Raw genomic sequence first — 19137 nt, forward strand, 5'->3', positions numbered from 1 at the left:
AAAACCTTCTATCTATCAATAGCCAATCTTTCTTGTAAAATTGTTTCAATCAACGCGCTACGGCTAATATTCTGCGCATCTGCCATATCGCTTAATGCTTGATATAACTGTGATGAAACCTTAAATTCTACACGCTTTAAACCACGTGCTTTATCTCGTTTTATTTGATTACGTTTATTCACTTTTAATTGCATATCGCGAGGTAGGGGGTTTGTTTTAGGCCTACCAGGGCGTTTTTCGTATTCAAATAAATCGGGTGTTGTTCTATCTAGTTCTGACTTTGCCATGTCTAGCCTACACCTGCGCCTTGCCAAAACACTTGTATAAGTCCTTTAGCTATAAACCCAGAGCAACCTAAAAACAGCACTAACCAAACGATGTATCGGCCAAATTTTGGTACATCACCTTTTTTAAGGACGTCTTGAATTGCCATTCCAATAAAAAAGAAAATGCCGGCTAAGCCAAAATACAACCCTAAGGTATCAAATTCGTTAATTAACTGACTGACCATCAACGTATAAACCTTCAAATTAAACGGCGCGTACTATAGCACACAAAATCATAATAATTTAGTGGGCTAGATCAAAAACGTGAATTTTCTCTTGCCTTTTATTGCTGTAAAAAATCGCTGATTGCTTTATTTACAGCAAGTGGTTTTTGCGCATGTAACCAATGACCCGCACCATGAATTACTTTTGCCTTCGCATTTGGAAATAAATTCATAATCATTGGACGATGCTCAGCCAAAATATAGTCTGAATCATTACCTTTCACGAATAAAGTATCACATAAACAAGAATCATTTTCATCAAGTTGCGACAAAATATTTTCATATTGCTGATTTAAAACATCTAAATTAAATCGCCATTGATACTGTCCTTGATCGTTTTTCGCAAAACTTTTTAATAAAAATTGTCGAACACCCATCTCGTCGATATGTTTTGCTAATAGTAGATCTGCTGCTTTTCTATCTGCAACATTAGATTCAGCCACTTCGTTTAAACCAGCAAAAATAGCACTGTGTCGCGGTTTATTTGCTACAGGGGAAATATCTAATACAACCAACTTATTGACCACCTCATTGTACTTGAGCGCTAATTGCATCGCTGCTTTGCCACCCATTGAATGGCCAATAATATGCGCATTTGATATGTTTAAGTTCTTTAGTAAGTTGTAAATATCGTCTGCCATTACTTCGTAGTTCATCGTTTCACTATGAAATGACCTACCATGGTTTCGTAAATCAACATTAGTGACAGTGTAATTTTCAGCTAATGCTTTGGCTATAACATTCAAGTTTTCTAGTGAGCCAAACAAACCATGGATCAATACAACGTCAGGGCCTTGGCCCAATTGTTGGTAGTTTAATAGCATTTTAAACTCCTATTTTTAATCGCTGTATTTTGCCTAGCGAAATTACAAATTGCAAAACATAGAGAATTACTTCGAGCTTAGGTATAATCATTGAGAACTTTTAAAATGTGACCCGTAAAGACAGGAATAACATGAAAAAAATCGACATAGACGACGAGTTATATCAATACATAGCAAGTAACACTCAAAGTATTGGTGAAAGTGCATCAACTATTTTGCGTCGTTTATTAAACCTTTCTGATGGTAACACGGTAGCAGAAACAACGAATGAACATAGTGAACAAGAAACCTCAACCGTTGAATCTGTAAATGACCACGCAACTGAAAATACACAACAGCCTGAGCCAGAAGTAGAAAAAACGGCTCCTAGCAAAGCTACCAGCCAAGCCAAAGGGAATGTTTTTAATGTATTGAACAAAGAAGAGCTTGCAATGCAAAAGGGTGTTGTAGGGCGTTTCTTATTCATTTTAGCTGCCTTATACCGTTCTCACAAAAATGAATTTGTGAATGTATTAGATATAAAAGGCCGTGATCGCGTTTATTTTGCTACCAGTAAAGAAGCATTACTCGAAAGTGGTAGTAGCATGAACCCGAAAAACATTACCGATACAGAATATTGGGTGATGACGAACTCAAATACAACACGTAAGAAAATGATGCTTCACGAAGTCGCGCTGTGTTTAGGTTACAGCAGTGATGACGCTGAAAAAATCCGTGACTATTTATAACCGATAAGGAAATATTATGGCGATTCACCCGGATGCAGGAAAAACCGCACCACAAGAAAGCTTAGTTAATGTACCTAAACTGGTTTCTGCCTACTATTTAAATGAGCCTGATCTTGAACAAAACCCAGAGCATTGTGTGGCTTTTGGTACGTCAGGACATCGCGGCTGCTCGTACGATGTTAAGTTTAATGAATCGCATATATTAGCTATTACTCAAGCTATTTGTGATTACCGCAAAGAAAATGATATTTTTGGCCCTCTTTTTCTAGGTAAAGATACACATGCTTTGAGTGAGGCAGCATTTAATTCAGCCATTGAAGTACTGGTTGCTAACGAAGTACAAGTTATTACGCAAGAAAACGACGAATACACCCCTACACCTGTGATCAGTCATGCGGTTGTGTCACATAATAAACAAAATCCAAATGAATTAGCGGATGGTATTGTCGTTACGCCATCTCACAATCCACCAGAAGACGGTGGTTTTAAATATAATCCGCCAAACGGTGGACCTGCTGATACTGATGTAACTAAATGGATTGAAGATAGAGCAAATCAGTTACTACTTGAAGATCTCGTTGAAGTAGAGCTATTTCCATTTGCTAAAGCATCTCGCTCAGGTTTTATAAAATATCAAGACCTTATTAATCCATATGTTGACGATTTAGAAAATATAATTAATCTAAAAGCCATTAGTGAAGCAAACATAAAAGTAGGTATTGACCCGCTTGGTGGTTCAGGCATTAATTTTTGGCCTGTAATCGCGGAGAAATACAATTTAGACCTAACAGTCGTAAATAAAGATGTTGATCCACGCTTTGCTTTTATGCCACTTGATAAAGATGGCAAAATTCGTATGGATTGTTCATCGCCTTATGCCATGACCAATTTAATCGCACTCAAAGATGATTATGATATTGGTATTGGTAATGACCCTGATTATGACCGCCATGGTATTGTGACGCCTGATGGTTTAATGAATCCAAATCACTTCTTAGCGGTGGCGATCGATTACTTGTTAAATAATCGTGATTGGTCAAAAGATGTGGCGATTGGTAAAACGCTTGTATCAAGCGGCATGATTGATAAAGTTGTAGAGCGTAACAATCGTAAAGTAAAAGAAGTACCTGTTGGTTTTAAATGGTTTGTTGAAGGCCTAGGTAAAGGGACTCTTGCTTTCGGTGGTGAAGAAAGTGCAGGGGCGTCGTTCTTACGCTTCGATGGTACAGTTTGGAACACAGATAAAGATGGCTTTATCTTAGGTTTACTCGCTGCTGAAATCTTGGCTGTGACGGGTAAAACGCCTTCACAACTTTATAAAGAGCTTGAACAAGAGTTTGGTGCGCCTATCTACAAGCGTATCGATGCGCCAGCAACCTCACAGCAAAAAGAACGTTTAAAAGCACTTTCTGATAATGATGTTACTGCAAGTACGTTAGCGGGCGATGCCATTACGCAAAAGCTAACCCATGCACCAGGTAACAATGCTGCAATTGGTGGCTTAAAAGTGGTCACAGAAAACGGCTGGTTTGCTGCGCGTCCATCGGGCACTGAAGATATTTATAAAATTTACCTTGAATCATTCAAAGGTGAAGAACATTTAGCATTACTTGAAAAAGAAGCGAAAAAACTAGTTGATTCAGTAATTAGCTAATCTCTTTTTTATCTTTTAAAACGGCTGATATTCTCAGCCGTTTTTGTATTCTACTCTCACGCATTATTAGGATAGAACAATGAGCTATTCAACCTCTGCATACCTAGATGAATTAAAACGTACAGGCGACTTTTTAACACTTACTCGCAGTAATGAATTTCAACTAGAACCATCATCATTCACCCTTAAAAATGGCACGGATGTAACAGTTCATGATACGGGTATCATAGAGTTTCAACCAAAAGAACAAACAAATAAAGATATTGTGCTTTCAAGTGCGATACATGGTAACGAAACAGCGCCAATTGAAATCTGCGATCAATTAATCAAAGCAATCATTGCAGAAGAACTGACACTGAAACAGCGCGTATTGTTTATTTTTGGTAACCCTAAATCAATTAATATTGGTAAGCGTTTTGTTGATGAAAACTTAAACCGTTTATTTAACGGCCACCATACTGTTGAAGGGATTGCCTCAAACCCTGAGCGCGTGCGCGCAAAGCTACTTGAAGATGTGGTTTCTGATTTCTTCGAACGAGGCAACCAAGGCAGTGAACGTTTTCATTATGACCTACATACGGCAATACGTGGCTCTAAAAATGAAAAATTTGCAGTGTATCCATTTTTACATGGCAAGCCTTGGAAAAAGTCGCAGTTACAATTTTTACTTAGCTGTGGCGTAAACACAGTATTAATGATGAAATCTGCGGCAACAACGTTTAGCTACTACTCGTCATATGTCCATGGCGCTGACTCATTTACGGTTGAGCTTGGTCAAGTAAAGCCATTTGGCGAAAATGACATGTCTCGCTTTGAGAAAACCAAACAAACGTTAACTGCATTAATTAGTCAAGAAACTGTTGAATACAAAGAATTCAATGCAGAAGATTTTGAGTTGTTTTCAGTTTATAGAACAATAAACCGTACTTGCGAAGACTTTAGTTTCCCATTTGCTGATGATGTGGAAAATTTCACCGGTTTTGCCAAAGGTGAATTATTAGCGATTGATGGTCAGACCAGGTATGAAGCGGACGTTGACGGTGAAGCGATTATCTTTCCAAATGCAGATGTAGCCTTAGGTCAGCGTGCTTTGCTTACCGTTATCCCTATGAAAGTTGATAGCAACTTTATTTAAATTTTTTGCATTAACACCCATCTTAATGTAGTTAACTGTATGACTTTAATAGTTTTATTTTGTTGTATAGTTAACTTTCCATGCGTATTTAGCCATTTATCGACTATTCGTCTATGATTAGTTGAATAACAACTTACGTTAACGTAAAGTGACGGCAGTTTAATTTAATTTGATTGAATATTGCGCAAACTTTATCCTTGCAGCTCAAGCTGATAAAAACACAAATAAGGGCAGTGGCGTAGGTTTCTGACAACGAAAGAAGGTAGGTTATGAGTAATCCAAATAACGTATCGCTAAACATTAATCATGAACTGTCATTTATTGATGGTCACGCATTAACAATTCCTACATTAAGTATTCTTAATGAGGAAGGCGACATCTACGAGGGTGCAACCGCACCTGATATCGACAAAGCAACAGCAATCCATCTATACGAGACAATGCGTTTTATTCGTGCTCTTGATGAGCGTATGCAAGCTGCCCAGCGACAAGGTCGCGTTAGCTTTTATATGCAATGTTTAGGTGAAGAAGCAGCTGTAACAGCATCAGCAGCAGCGCTTGATCAAAACGACATGATTATGGCCCAATACCGTGAGCAAGCTGCTCTGCGTTATCGTGGCTTTAGCCTTGACCAATTCATGAACCAAATGTTTTCAAATGAAAAAGATTTAGGCAAAGGTCGCCAAATGCCAATTCACTATGGCTCACGCGAACTCAACTACATGACCATTTCATCACCGCTTGGTACACAAATTCCGCAAGCAACAGGTTATGCGTACGGTCAAAAAGTGCGTCATGTTGATGCCCAAACCGGCGAGTTAAATAGCACGATTGATAACATAACTATTTGTTACTTTGGTGAAGGTGCTGCCTCTGAAGGTGATTTCCATGCTGGTTTAAACATGGCTGCTGTTCATGAAGCGCCAGTGATTTTCTTTGCTCGTAATAATGGTTATGCGATTTCTACACCTGCTGATGAACAATTTAAAGGTGATGGAATTGCATCACGTGGTGTTGGTTACGGCATTAAAACAATCCGCGTTGACGGTGCTGACGCACTTGCAGTTTATGCTGCAACGAAAAAAGCCCGTGAAATAGTAACGACTAAAGGTGAACCCGTTTTAATCGAGTCAATTGCATATCGTTTAGGTGCTCACTCGACTAGTGACGACCCAAGCGGCTACCGTACAAAAGACGAAGAAGCAAAACATAAAGGCTGTCCAATTGAGCGTTTCCGTAAGTGGTTATTAAAACAAGGTTGGTTAGACGAAGCGCAAGACGCTAAAGACAAAGAAACAATTCGAGAAGAAATTTTAGCTGCTCTTAAGCGTGCTGAAAAAGTGGCAAAACCTGCATTAGAAGAGCTTATTTCAGATGTTTACGATACGCCAATTCCATCACTGCAAAAACAATACGAACAACTAAAAGAGCATATTTTGCAGCATCCTGATGCTTATCCAACTACTGCAGGGAGATTAAAGTAATGGCTAAAATGAACATGCTTCATGCAATTAACTCTGCCCTGGATATCACCATGGCTGAGCATCCAAATGCCTGTATTTTTGGTGAAGACGTTGGTTATTTTGGTGGTGTATTCCGTGCTACATCTGGCTTACAAGAAAAATATGGTAAGCACCGTGTGTTCAATACACCGTTAACTGAGCAAGGTATTTTAGGTTTTGCCAATGGTTTAGCGGCATTTGGTGCACCTGCTTTAGCTGAAATTCAATTTGCAGATTATATTTTCCCTGCATTTGACCAAATCGTGAATGAATCAGCTAAATTCCGTTACCGTAGTGGTAATGAATTCAATGTAGGCAACTTAACAATTCGTACTCCATACGGCGGTGGTATTGCCGGTGGTTTATATCACTCACAATCACCAGAAGCCTATTTTGCTCATACACCGGGTTTAAAGTTAGTTGTGCCACGTAATCCTTATCAAGCAAAAGGCTTACTTCGTGCATCAATTAAGGATGACAACCCTGTTATTTTCTTTGAGCCGAAACGTTTATATCGTGCATCAACAGGTGAAGTACCAGAAGAAGATTACAGCATCGAGCTCGGTAAAGCTGAAATCGTGCAAGAGGGCACTGATGTCACTTTACTTGCTTGGGGTGCACAGATGGAAATCATCGAAGATGCCGCTAAAAAAGCAGCTGAGCAAGGCATTAGCTGTGAAGTTATCGACTTACGCACCATTTTACCGTGGGATGTAGAAACGATTGCGAAATCAGTAATCAAAACGGGCCGTTTAGTGGTTAGCCACGAAGCACCAATCACCAATGGTTTTGGTGCAGAGATCGTTGCAACAATTCAACAAGAGTGTTTTTTACATCTTGAATCGCCAATTGCTCGCGTGTGTGGTTTAGATACGCCATACCCATTAGCACTTGAAAAAGAATATGTGCCGGATGCACTTAAAGTGCTTGCTGCGATTAAGCAATCAGTAGAGTTTTAGGAGTTAGTATGTCTAAAGATTTTATCTTGCCAGATATCGGCGAAGGCATCGTAGAGTGTGAAATCGTTGAATGGTTAGTTGCAGAAGGCGATTCTGTAAAAGAAGATCAGCCAATTTGTGATGTGATGACCGACAAAGCACTTGTGCAAATTCCAGCTGTCCATGATGGGGTGATCAGTAAACTTTATTATGCAAAAGGTGATATTGCTAAAGTCCATGCACCATTATTTGCGATGGATGTTGATGGCGAAGCACCAAGCCAATCAGTTGAAACCGCTGAGGATGCGCCAGTAAAACCAACACCGCAAACTTCAACCTCAGGAACACAGTTAGAGGACTTTATTTTACCGGACATTGGTGAAGGTATCGTTGAGTGCGAAATCGTGGAGTGGTTAGTCAGTGAAGGTGATGAAATCATTGAAGATCAAGCGGTTTGTGATGTAATGACAGACAAAGCACTGGTGCAAATTCCGGCTAAATACACAGGTAAAGTCGAAAAGCTTTATTACAAAAAAGGTGATATTGCAGCGGTTCACAGCCCATTATTCCAAATGAGTATTGCAGGACAAAGTGCAGAGCCAGATGTGAGTTCTGCGGTAGTGAAAGCGCAAAGTAATGCTGCGAATAAGACGGCTGAAAAAACAGCCCCTAAAGTTGAAAAACAACTTAACAAAAAAGCGGTTGCTTCACCTGCTGTTCGTCGTAAAGCGCGTGAACTTGATGTTGATTTAACGCAAGTGCCAGGCTCGGGTAAAAATGGCCGGATTTATAAGCAAGATATCGAAGATTTCTTGAATCAAGCGCCAAGTCAAGCTGTATCACAAGATACTACGCCTAAAGCTTCATCATCAACTTCTGTTGGTGGTAGCCGTGTTGAGCCAATTAAAGGTATTAAAGCGGCAATGGCGAAGCAAATGGTTGCGTCAGTATCGACAATTCCTCACTTTACTTTCTGTGATGAAATCGACCTAACAAAACTGATCGCAATGCGCAGTGAGCTAAAAGAGCAGTATAAGCAACAGGGCGTTAAGCTTACTATGATGCCGTTCTTTATCAAAGCACTGTCGTTAGCTATTAAGCAATTCCCAGTACTTAACTCACAAGTTAATGATGATTGCAGTGAACTGACTTACTTTGATGATCATAACATCGGTATGGCGGTTGATTCTAAGATTGGTTTACTTGTACCAAACATTAAGTCATGTCAGTCAAAGAGCATCGTAGATGTTGCAAACGAAGTTACGCGTTTAACAGAGGCGGCACGTGATGGTCGTGTATCACCCGATGATTTAAAAGGCGGCACGATTAGTATTTCGAACATCGGTGCGATTGGCGGCACAATTGCAACCCCGATCATCAATAAGCCAGAAGTGGCGATTGTAGCTTTAGGTAAACTGCAGCACTTACCTCGTTTTGATGCACAAGGTAATGTGATTTCAGCAGCTATAATGCAAGTAAGCTGGTCTGGCGACCACAGAGTGATTGATGGTGGCACTATTGCTCGCTTCAACAACTTGTGGAAGTCTTACTTAGAAGATCCTGCAAAAATGATGATGGCGATGAGCTAACATTAGGGCGTGTTGACCTTTTGTGGTTGATTTTGTAGCAGTGTGTTTGGTATTTAGGCAAGGCAGAGCCTATGTAGTGTGGTTGTTCCCCATAAATAGGCGATAACGCAGCATCAATGCCAAACACGCGCTGCCCTTCGGGTTCTTCCTAGGGGCGATTAACTCTTTGTTACCTACATGGATGTAGGTAAGGGGCGTGAGCAGGATGCGGTAGCTTTGCTCGATTTTTACTTAGCCCACTAGGTTACAAATCTCGCGCCGCGATTAAATCGCCCCTAGAGTGAACAAATTTCAATCTACAAAGGTCAACACGCCCTCGTAAGCATTAAAAAACCAGCTTCGGCTGGTTTTTTAATTCTAAATATTGTATTTGCTATATGCCGTAAAAATACAAACCATAACCGAGTAACAATGCAGGTATTGTTGAATACACCGTCGCCATTAAGGCCGCTTTTGGTGCTAGTGCAATTGCTGGGAATAGGGCATCACCATCATTCGATATTGCATTTGCTGCCATCGCACTGAACGGAATAATCCCTTGAATATAAAGTGTCATTACAACAATTTGTGGCCCGCAACCAGGTAATAAGCCGATTGCTACAGCAACTAAGGGTGCTAAGTAGGCATATTCTGAAAACCATGCAGCTAAATCTACGCCAGCCACATTCACCAAAATTTCAAACACCATAAATGAAGCAACGACCCATGCTGTAACGAAATGAGTGTCCATTAACACTTTAGTAAGCTTTGATGGAGGAGTGCAAGGGGCTTCTTCGCTAGTGACTTGCTTATAACTTGCACCTTTTGAAGATAAAGCCCATACAATCACGGTAAAAAGTGCCATCAAGGAACCAAAAACAGTGATTATGTTAGCAAGACCTTCACCGAAAAAGCGAGTATCTGTGTTTGTTGCGATGACAAAAGCGATAATTAAACTAGGTATTAAAGCTAACTTCCAAACAGGGCGGCTATATTCGAGTATCTTTGGTTGGCACTGTGGCTCTTCATTATACTCAGTCGCATTACTTGGTTGAAAACTTGAACTTGAATGAAATAAATTAACAATTTGACCACTAATAATACCTACGCTCACTCCTATCAACATCATTAATAGTCCATCAAGAGGGCGAGTGGCGAGTAATAAGAATGCAGCATCTCCCATTGTCGCAGTTAATACGGCTACAACGGAGCCAAAGCTAGCTTGCTTTTTGGTAAACTGAGTAACAACTATAATGGCACCGCCACAGCCAGGTAAAGCACCTAAGATAGAAGCAAAGCTGACTTCAAGAATGCCTGATTTTGCGCGCAAATAGCTAAGCTGTAATTGTGGAAGGCGATCGATTAAATAATAATAAATTAATAAAGTGGCAGCAACAAAGACCGATACTTGAAAGAAAGCATCGCTCAATGCTTGTAATGTAAATTCACGGCTTGCAGGTATCGCTAATGCAGTAAGCAATAGAAAGGGTAAGAACAAGCGCTTATTATCCGTAATGTAACACCTCGCTTTTTGAGGAACTAACCTCGTTTGGGAAAAAAAATACATACAGTGCAACCTAAAAAATTAATCAGGTTACACTGTAGTATCATTTCAAATGAAAATCAATCTCATTTGCATTTATTTGCGTTGGAATTCAGAGTTTGTATTCCATTTAGGCCATTCTTCACGCTCTGAAATATCAAAGCCTACTTGATAGAATAACTGAAGATCCTGAATCGCACCTGATAAATCCCACTCATCACGGTAACGATCACATGGTTGATGGTAACAACCTCGAAGCACTAAGCTCATTCGTTTACGGTAATTAGCGGTTTCTTCATCAAGCGCTTCACTACCGCCACCAGCGTACATTGCTGGCACCCCCATATTTGCAAATGCAAAGTGATCAGAGCGGTAGTAACCACCTGAAGACGGTTTAGGATCGCCAGATACAGTGCGACCTTGGTCTTTGGCAGCTGTTTCTAGCAAGCTATCCATTTCTGATTTGCCGATGCCAACAACACTGATGTCTTTTACTTTACCCAACAGGTTTAAGCTATCCATATTGATGTTAGCAACGGTTTGGCTTGCAGGGATAACAGGGTTAGCTGCATAGTATTTAGAGCCAAGTAAACCTTGTTCCTCTGCTGTCACTGCTAAGAATGTCATTGAGCGGCTAGGGTGCTGTGGTAAAGTAGCGAACGCTTCAGCAACTTCAATTAAGCCTGCAGTGCCTGTTGCATTATCGTGGGCACCATTATAGATTTGGTCGCCTTTACGGGTTTTATCTGTACCTAAGTGATCCCAGTGAGCAGAGTAAATAATATGTTCATTTGGTTTTTCACTACCCGGTAAAGTCGCGATGAAGTTATACGAAATCGACTTTTTAATCGTATTATTTACTTCAACGCTTGCTGTCAGGTCGCCCATATCAACATGATAAGCCCCTTTAGCAGCATTTTCTTTCATGGTGTCGAAATCTAAGCCTGCTTTTGTAAATAGCTCCTTAGCAACATCAGTTGTTACCCAGCCCTCAACAGCAACACGGTCCATGTTATTATTTTCTTTTTGGAAACCAAATTGCTCACCACTCCATGAGTTTTCAACTACAGACCATGGATAAGATGCTGGCGCTGTTTCGTGAATGATAATCGCACCTGCTGCACCTTGACGGCTTGCTTCTTCATACTTATATGTCCAACGGCCGTAATAGGTCATTGCATCACCGGTGAATAAATCAGGGTTTTTTGTCGCAAAACCCGGGTCGTTTACCAGCATTACAACTGTTTTACCCTCAACATCAAGGCCTTCGTAATCGTTCCAGTTATATTCAGGCGCGTTTACACCATAACCAACGAAAACAAGCTCAGAGTCTTTAATGCTTTGTTTTGCACTTATACGGCTACTACCCATCACCATATCTTTCTTGTATTGGTAATCTTTGCCACCAATGGTAAGTACCATGTTTGAGTCTGCTTCAAGTGAAACAAGCGGAACTTCTTGTAAAAAGCTATCACCATTGCCTGGTTGAAAACCAAGCGCTTTAAATTGATCAGTTAAATAAGCTAGAGTAAGTTCTTCACCCTTTGATGAAGGTGCTCTACCACCAAACTCATCAGAGGCTAGCACTTTAATGTGTTCAGCTAATTGCTGTGAATTTATACTCTGATAAGCGTTAGCTACATCATTTGAGGTGTTACTTGTTGAAGCACAGCCTACAAGCATCGCGCTTGCTATCACTGTCATTGAAAAATAACGTTCCATAATCAATCTTTTTTGTTTTAAGGTAGCATTAGTATATGAGGTTCTATTAATGAGAACCAGTTTTTGCGGTAAACTAGTCACAATACATCAAGAAGTTAAATGTTATAAGAAATGAAACGATTTACCGCACCCGAACAGTGGTCAACGCAGTACCTTACAACCGGTGCGTTTGTTGACTTAGTTAAACTGTTTAATATAGATAAGTTGTCTGATTGGCCATCATGTGAATGGTTTAATCAATTTTTAACCGCCACGACTTCGCAAGGGATCCCCATTAGTTTCACTGAAGATGAAAAATTTGCAGATGAAACTCGGTATTATGAACAAATAATTTTTGAAACAGGGCAAGTACCCACACGCCAACAGAATTGGCATGATCTATTTGGTGGTTTTATTTGGTGTTTATTCCCAAAAACTAAAGCGCTGATTAATCATCAGCACATTGAAGAAATTAAACTGCACGGTCTAAAAGAGCGAAGTAAACACAGAAATGCACTTACCTTGTTTGATGAATGCGGCGTTGTATTAGCCATTACCGAACAAAGCTGGCAACAGCAATTACGTGACCATCAATGGCGGCAAGCATTTGTAGTACAGCGCGAATTATGGGGTCAAACTATACGTCCTTACATGTTTGGTCATGCTAACTACGAAATGCTTACACAACCTTATATAGGTTTAACGGGTAAAGCATTATTTATTGTTGTGCCTGATGACATATTTTGTAAAGATTTAGCCGAGCAGTATGCATATATAGATCAACGTCTCTATGAGATGATTAAAGTTGACGATTGTTTGCGAGACAATAAAAATTTGTCACCCTTACCATTGTTAGGTGTACCTGGCTGGTGGGCTGAGAATAATAACCCAGAATTTTATAATAACACGGACTACTTTAGGCCGAAACGAAGGAAACGCAATGATTGAAGTAGCAGGGCTTAAAAAGAAGTTTAAGCTAACAAAAGATCATAAAAAAAATAACACGGATAATATTGATCCCCGAGAAGACAAGCAGTTTTTTCATTCCGTGAGAGAGGTCAGCTTTCACTGTAATAAAGGCGAAGTGTTGGGCTTGTTAGGCCCGAACGGAGCTGGTAAAACAACAACACTTAGAATGATCTCAACAGCGCTCAAGCCTGATGAAGGAACAATAACCATCTCTGGTCACGATATTGTTAAAAAACCTTTAGTTGGCCGTAAATCAATCGGCTTTTTATCAGGGAGTACTGGTTTATACGGACGTTTAACGGTTAAAGAAAACGTTGAGTACTTTGCTCGTTTGCATGGCATGAGTAAAAAGGCGGTAGCAGCACGTTGTGATGAGCTTTTCACCTTACTTGATATGCACAACTTTATTGATAAACGTGCTGAGAATTTATCTACTGGCATGAAGCAAAAAGCCAATATTGCCCGTGCAGTTGTTCATCACCCTGATGTGGTTATTCTTGATGAGCCCACTACAGGTTTAGATATCATGACCACGCAAACCGTTATTAAGTTTATTCGTGGCCTTAAAGAGCAAGGCACACCGGTCATCTTCTCAACGCACCATTTAGATGAGGTTGCGTTACTTTGTGACCGTGTTGCGGTGATAAACCAAGGCATAAGTTGTTTTGATGGCACATTGGATGAGTTTAAACAAACTGGGCAAAGCGAAGAGCTAAACCAAGCGTTTATGAATATTTTGACGGAGAATCGTGATGTTTGAAGTATTTAAAAAGGAATTAAAAGAGCTGTTACGTGACCGTAAAACATTAATATTCGTGGTCGCACTGCCGGTTGCTGTTTTCCCATTATTATTTGCTGTAATGGCATTTATTAGTTCACAAGCAGCATTAGAGGCAGAACAAGAGGTCCATACTTACGCCATCATCAATGGTAATTACGCGCAAGAGTTTACTGATAAGGTGTTTTATCACAAGAGCTTTGCTTTATATAAAGGTGACGAAACCTTTAATACAGTAGAGGACCTTACCAAAGCAGTTAAAGCGGGCACCATAGATATGGGTATCTATTTACCGTCAGACGCTAAGCAAACTTTAGATAACGCTAAGCAAAGCGAATGGCAAGTTGTGTATAACGACGCGAAAGCAATTAACTTTTTATTTGACCGCGTTAAGGAGCTTGCGAAAGAATATGGCGATAAACTGCGCACGACTAAGCTTCTTAGTTTTGGCGTATCAGAGCAGCAACAAGCGGCAATTATCGAGCCTATTAAAGTGGTGAAGGTCGATACCGCAGATAAACGTGAAAACCTTGGTGAGAAAATTGGTGGATTTATTCCTTATCTACTAATACCTCTAGTCCTAGTTGGTGCAACATATCCAGCGATTGATTTAGGTGCCGGTGAAAAAGAGCGCGGAACCCTCGAAACGCTTTTACTTACACCAATTACGCGTACGCAGCTTGTGTTAGGTAAGTTTGTAACCCTACTTGCTTCTTCAATTGCGACAACCACCATAACGGTACTTAGTATGGGGGTGTGGATATCAATAGCCATTGCTTTTGTGGATTTAGCGGTTGTTAAAAACGCATTTAGTTCTTTAACCGTGTTAGATTTAGGATTGATCTTTGTATTGTTATTGCCAATCGCTGCAATCTTCTCTTCATTAGCGTTGGCCATTTCTATTTATGCGCGAACCTTTAAAGAAGCGCAAAACTATATGGCGCCACTTAGCATGGGGGTTTTCTTTCCTATAGTCCTTGCAGTTTTGCCTAATATTGAACTGACTAGCAAAACAGCCTTTATTCCTGTGACAAACGTTTCACTTGCAATCAAAGATATCATTAAAGGCACAGTAGATTACACATTAGTGGGATTGATCTTCCTAGCGACATTGATAGTGGCAGGGGCCTTACTCACGTTTTGTGTTAAATGGTTTAATAGAGAAGATGTCTTATTTAGATAAAAGACGTATTGTTTTTACCTAACAAAAAAGCACCACCTTGGTGCTTTTTTAATATTTTCAATATGTTACCTTGTGTTACATCCTTATTGATTAATATTTTTTATTTATACCCCATCTTTATTATGAAATTCTCCTATACTCTGTGAAGAATGGTAAATAAGGCTTTTTAATTCAATGGATTTGCTTAAAGCAACTAATTTCTTTTATCGGCACAAGCTTCCTTTTGTTGCTCTGTTGGTTTTGATCTCTCTTGCGTGCGTTGCGACAATAAAATTTGAATTTGATACCCGTGAAGATGTGTATGCTCGTACATTAGAGCAAATGAAACGAGAGCTAACCACAAAAGAGAATAGGTTTACCTCTACACTTAGAGAAAATATTTCTGCGCTTAATTTCTTAGACGCCACTCCCCCGATTATGGCGATTATGCGTGCTACAAACGATAAGAATATCGATCCTGTTCTTGGCACACCAATATCAGCATGGAAAGATAGGCTAGCTAAGATCTTCAGTGGTTTTATGGTGACAGATAAAGACTTAGCACAAGCTCGCTATATCTACGTTGGGCAGGAAGGTAAAGAAGTTGTCAGGGTTGATAATATTAATGGCGAAGTAAAGCGCATAGCTGAAGCTGATTTGCAGTTAAAAGGTCATCGAGACTACATGCAAATAACAAAGGGGTTACCCAATGGTCATGTTTATGTTTCGTCTATTAATTACAATAGAGAGAATGGTCATATACAAATTCCCTATGTGAGTACATATCGTGTATCAAAATTAGTACGTGACCCGTACGGAGAGCCCTTTGCTGTTTTGATCGTCAACTATTATGCCGATGATCTTTTAAACGGATTAGTTGAAAATACAGCAGATATTTTTGATGTCTACCTACTTAATGCGGATCAGCAATTTATTTATCACCCAAATGAAGCATACCGTTTTAGCTTTGAGTCAGGGGATGCGCGATTTTGGAAGCAAGAGTTTTCAACTAATCAGGCGATGGATCAAATTGATATTTTCGATTTTATGAGCTTGCCAGAGAAACTTTATTTAAAGAAAGTTATTCAGTTCTCCAATGGTATTGATATGAAGCCACTTACACTGGCAGTGTCTGTTGATACCCAGACTATGTTGCATGAGATTAAAAGTAAACGCTATAAATTCATAGCCATGCTATGTTTGATTATTATTGCTGTGATCGTGCTATTTATAATTTATCAGCGTGACATAAGCCGAAAACTCGAATTGAGCTTTTTCAAAGAAAAAAACAGCAAAATTATAGAAAGCTCCTCTGATGCAATTATTATGGTTACCCCTGATGGCACTATTTGCAATGCCAATCAAACTGCGAAAGAGTTTTTTAGCATAAAAGAAAAGGAAACAAATTTTGATAACTTGTTCAATTACAATGATGAAGATTTTCAAGGAATTGCACAAGCTATAAAAAATAATGAACGCTGCTCGTTTGAAGCCATTTATATAGATGAAATACAGTGCCATTATTTCTCAATTACTCTGGCCCCGATTTTTGATGCGCTTAAAAAACAAGTCCAAGTCGCTGCAATAATTCGTAATATTAACTCATTAAAAAGGGCGCAACACCAACTTGAGCAACTAAACGAAACGCTCGAGGAAAAAGTCCAAAATCGTACAGCTGAGCTAGAGGAAGCAACAAAGCAGGCCCTGGCCGCAAGTAAGGCTAAAAGTCAATTCGTTGCTAATATTTCTCACGAAATACGTACACCAATGAACGGTGTACTTGGTATGCTAGAAATGCTTGAAGTTGAGCCCCTCTCAACTCAGCAAAAGCAGTACTTACATTATGCCAACAGTAGCGCACAATCATTAATGACTCTGATTAATGATATTCTAGACTTTTCTAAAATTGAAGCTGGCAAACTAGATTTAGATCACCATGAGTTTGATGTTGTTTCTGTGTGTAATGATTTGATGACATCAATGGCAGTACAAGGCCAAAAGAAAGGGTTGGAAGTGCTCTTTGATTCAAGTTTAGTTAGCCACAGGGGCTTTGTTGGAGATAGCCATCGTTTAAAGCAAATACTTAATAACTTACTCAGTAACGCGTTTAAGTTTACTCACCAAGGATTTGTTAGTTTAGATATCAGTGAACGAGAAATGCTGGATGGTAAAGTATTATTAACTTTTAAAGTAACAGACACGGGCATAGGCATATCAAAAGATAGCCAACAAAAGCTATTTGATGTTTTTACACAAGAAGATTCAAGTACAACTAGGCACTATGGCGGCAGTGGATTGGGTCTTTCGATAAGTCGCAAGTTATCGCAACTAATGGGTGGTGATATTGATGTTGAGAGTGAAAAAGGTCAGGGTAGTTGTTTTACTGCCACGGTTTTGATGACACTCAGTCAACCAAGTAAATCGAATAGTCAAACTGCTATACTAGCGAATAAAAAAGTAGCGCTTGCTTTATTGTACGAGCCTTTGAAGCAAAATTTAATAAGCCAATTAAAATCTTTTACTCAATTGGAAGAGCAACATATAACGTCGTGGTCCTTATTAGAAAAGGGAAATAAAACCCAATTTGATCTCATCATTGTGGACCAAAAACACCCACAAATTAGTGACTTTATTGAACACGCTAATCAAGATAGCAATACTAAACTGTTAGTGATTGGCACTTTGTCCGCATTAGAAAAAAAATATTCTTTACCAACAAATGCGACAGTGATAGCAAAGCCTATAACACAAGATGAGCTTATTTATCGGCTAGCGATGTTATTTAACTATGATGAGCAAATACTCAATCATAAAAATAATATAGTAAAAGAAATTGTAGATGTTGATTTTTGCAATCGCTCTATACTTATTGTCGATGATAACCTGATCAACATTGAAGTAAGTAAAGCTATTTTGCGCGATACAAACATTCATATCGAGTCTGCTAGTGATGGTATTGAAGCATTGGAGGTTCTTAAAAATAGCGAAACCCAGTTTGACCTTATTTTGATGGATTGCCAAATGCCAAATATGAACGGCTATGATTGCACCAAACAAATAAGGAAAGGTAACGCAACAGAACGTTTTCAAGATATTGTTATTATTGCCATGACCGCAAGCGCGATGGCAGGCGATAGAGAAAAGTGCCTGAGTGTAGGTATGAACGACTATATTACCAAACCGATAAAACAAGCCACACTTCGAAATAAACTCGTTATGTGGCTTAATGCTGACTAGATATTAGTTTGGCTATGCGGCATCTTTATTATGAGCGGGATTTGGCATTAGCTTGCTGATGTCTGCTGAATGAATTACTTTTTGTGTTTCACTCCAGTGAAGTAATTCAATTCTTCCACAGTCATTCTCTACAAGAGCCGTACAGTTTTCTATCCAGTCGCCATCATTACAATATAAAATACCATCAACTACTTTAACGGCTGGGTGGTGAATATGGCCACATATAATACCGTCCACACCTTGCTTTTTCGCTTCATGAATAGCTGCTTTTTCGAATGCATCAATTGCTTCACGGGCTTTATGCACTCGTGCTTTGATCCATGACGCCAACGACCAATAATGACCACCGAATAACCGGCGGATGCGATTAGTCCAGCGATTTAAAAATAACAGTAAGTCGTATCCTGCATCGCCTGCAATACTAATTAACTTGTTGTAACGGGTTGCTGAGTCGAAATCATCGCCGTGCAAAAGTAAAAAACGTTTATTGGCTTTTGTTGTGTGGATATATTGCTGATGTACTTCAATACCAAATAAAGACTCATCGACATACTGGCGAAACGTTTCGTCGTGGTTACCTGGTATATAGATCACGCGAGTGCCATCTTTCGCTTTTTGTTGAATAAGCGCTAACACATCATAATGGCTAGGGTGCCAGAAAAATTGTCGTTTCATCGACCATAAATCAACAATATCACCGACCAAATACAGTACATCGCATTCAATGGCATTTAAAAAGTCTAGTAAGTACTGCGCTTGGCAGTCTTTGTAACCTAAGTGAACGTCGGAAATCCAAACGGCAGGATAGTGGGTTTTATTACTGCAAGTGGTGTTATTCATGGCATTTA

The 19137-nt window shown here is 39.5% G+C and carries 16 protein-coding genes; 10 read left to right on the forward strand and 6 right to left on the reverse strand.

The features are described 5' to 3' along the window. Window positions 1-8: 8 nt before the first annotated feature. The 3 genes from ybfE to NYF15_RS15365 form a co-directional block, all read right to left on the reverse strand. On the reverse strand, window positions 9-287 hold the full coding sequence (ybfE, locus tag NYF15_RS15355; RefSeq protein ID WP_062569140.1) for a LexA regulated protein: 279 nt from the start codon (window positions 285-287) through the stop codon (window positions 9-11). 2 nt (window positions 288-289) lie between these two features. After that, entirely contained in the window at window positions 290-511 is a 222-nt protein-coding gene (locus NYF15_RS15360) for a DUF2788 domain-containing protein (protein ID WP_062569139.1), read from the reverse strand. A 98-nt stretch (window positions 512-609) separates the two neighbouring features. Next, on the reverse strand, window positions 610-1374 hold the full coding sequence (locus NYF15_RS15365) for an alpha/beta fold hydrolase (RefSeq protein ID WP_237118513.1): 765 nt from the start codon (window positions 1372-1374) through the stop codon (window positions 610-612). A gap of 131 nt (window positions 1375-1505) precedes the next feature. Here NYF15_RS15365 and seqA point away from each other — a divergent pair, with 131 nt between their 5' ends. The 6 genes from seqA to NYF15_RS15395 all read left to right on the forward strand — a co-directional run bounded on the left by seqA (window position 1506) and on the right by NYF15_RS15395 (window position 8920). Continuing rightward, on the forward strand, window positions 1506-2102 hold the full coding sequence (gene seqA, locus NYF15_RS15370) for a replication initiation negative regulator SeqA (RefSeq protein ID WP_371354009.1): 597 nt from the start codon (window positions 1506-1508) through the stop codon (window positions 2100-2102). 16 nt (window positions 2103-2118) lie between these two features. Continuing rightward, on the forward strand, window positions 2119-3756 hold the full coding sequence (gene pgm, locus NYF15_RS15375) for a phosphoglucomutase (alpha-D-glucose-1,6-bisphosphate-dependent) (RefSeq protein ID WP_371354010.1): 1638 nt from the start codon (window positions 2119-2121) through the stop codon (window positions 3754-3756). Between the two features lie 79 nt (window positions 3757-3835). Continuing rightward, window positions 3836-4891, forward strand: a complete 1056-nt coding sequence (gene astE / locus NYF15_RS15380) for a succinylglutamate desuccinylase (protein ID WP_371354011.1) — start codon at window positions 3836-3838, stop codon at window positions 4889-4891. Between the two features lie 269 nt (window positions 4892-5160). Further along, on the forward strand, window positions 5161-6375 hold the full coding sequence (locus NYF15_RS15385; RefSeq protein WP_130149930.1) for a thiamine pyrophosphate-dependent dehydrogenase E1 component subunit alpha: 1215 nt from the start codon (window positions 5161-5163) through the stop codon (window positions 6373-6375). Further along, window positions 6375-7352, forward strand: a complete 978-nt coding sequence (locus tag NYF15_RS15390; RefSeq protein ID WP_130149929.1) for an alpha-ketoacid dehydrogenase subunit beta — start codon at window positions 6375-6377, stop codon at window positions 7350-7352. The genes NYF15_RS15385 and NYF15_RS15390 overlap by 1 nt, the downstream gene beginning before the upstream one ends. A gap of 8 nt (window positions 7353-7360) precedes the next feature. Further along, window positions 7361-8920 carry a dihydrolipoyllysine-residue acetyltransferase gene (locus NYF15_RS15395; RefSeq protein WP_371354012.1) on the forward strand — a complete coding sequence of 520 codons (1560 nt, stop codon included), beginning with the start codon at window positions 7361-7363 and terminating at the stop codon, window positions 8918-8920. A 373-nt stretch (window positions 8921-9293) separates the two neighbouring features. Here the strand turns inward: NYF15_RS15395 and NYF15_RS15400 are convergent, their stop codons facing one another. Next, window positions 9294-10466 carry a putative manganese transporter gene (locus NYF15_RS15400; protein WP_371354013.1) on the reverse strand — a complete coding sequence of 391 codons (1173 nt, stop codon included), beginning with the start codon at window positions 10464-10466 and terminating at the stop codon, window positions 9294-9296. A 72-nt stretch (window positions 10467-10538) separates the two neighbouring features. Next, window positions 10539-12164, reverse strand: coding sequence for a M28 family metallopeptidase (locus tag NYF15_RS15405; protein ID WP_237118520.1), 1626 nt, complete (start codon window positions 12162-12164; stop codon window positions 10539-10541). A gap of 111 nt (window positions 12165-12275) precedes the next feature. Here NYF15_RS15405 and NYF15_RS15410 point away from each other — a divergent pair, with 111 nt between their 5' ends. The 4 genes from NYF15_RS15410 to NYF15_RS15425 all read left to right on the forward strand — a co-directional run bounded on the left by NYF15_RS15410 (window position 12276) and on the right by NYF15_RS15425 (window position 18289). After that, entirely contained in the window at window positions 12276-13091 is an 816-nt protein-coding gene (locus NYF15_RS15410) for a DUF3025 domain-containing protein (protein WP_237118521.1), read from the forward strand. Then, the gene (locus NYF15_RS15415; protein WP_130149924.1) at window positions 13084-13872 is read left to right on the forward strand and encodes an ABC transporter ATP-binding protein; all 789 of its coding nucleotides are present in this window, start codon (window positions 13084-13086) and stop codon (window positions 13870-13872) included. Before NYF15_RS15410 ends, NYF15_RS15415 begins: the two co-directional genes overlap by 8 nt. After that, the gene (locus NYF15_RS15420) at window positions 13865-15073 is read left to right on the forward strand and encodes an ABC transporter permease (protein ID WP_237118523.1); all 1209 of its coding nucleotides are present in this window, start codon (window positions 13865-13867) and stop codon (window positions 15071-15073) included. The genes NYF15_RS15415 and NYF15_RS15420 overlap by 8 nt, the downstream gene beginning before the upstream one ends. A 174-nt stretch (window positions 15074-15247) precedes the next feature. Next, window positions 15248-18289, forward strand: a complete 3042-nt coding sequence (locus NYF15_RS15425; protein WP_371354014.1) for an ATP-binding protein — start codon at window positions 15248-15250, stop codon at window positions 18287-18289. A gap of 12 nt (window positions 18290-18301) precedes the next feature. Here NYF15_RS15425 and NYF15_RS15430 read toward each other — a convergent pair whose 3' ends face one another. Next, on the reverse strand, window positions 18302-19129 hold the full coding sequence (locus NYF15_RS15430; protein ID WP_371354015.1) for a UDP-2,3-diacylglucosamine diphosphatase: 828 nt from the start codon (window positions 19127-19129) through the stop codon (window positions 18302-18304). Window positions 19130-19137: the final 8 nt, after the last annotated feature.

This window comes from Pseudoalteromonas sp. 68 DY56-GL68 (assembly GCF_041414825.1).
Lineage (GTDB): Bacteria > Pseudomonadota > Gammaproteobacteria > Enterobacterales > Alteromonadaceae > Pseudoalteromonas.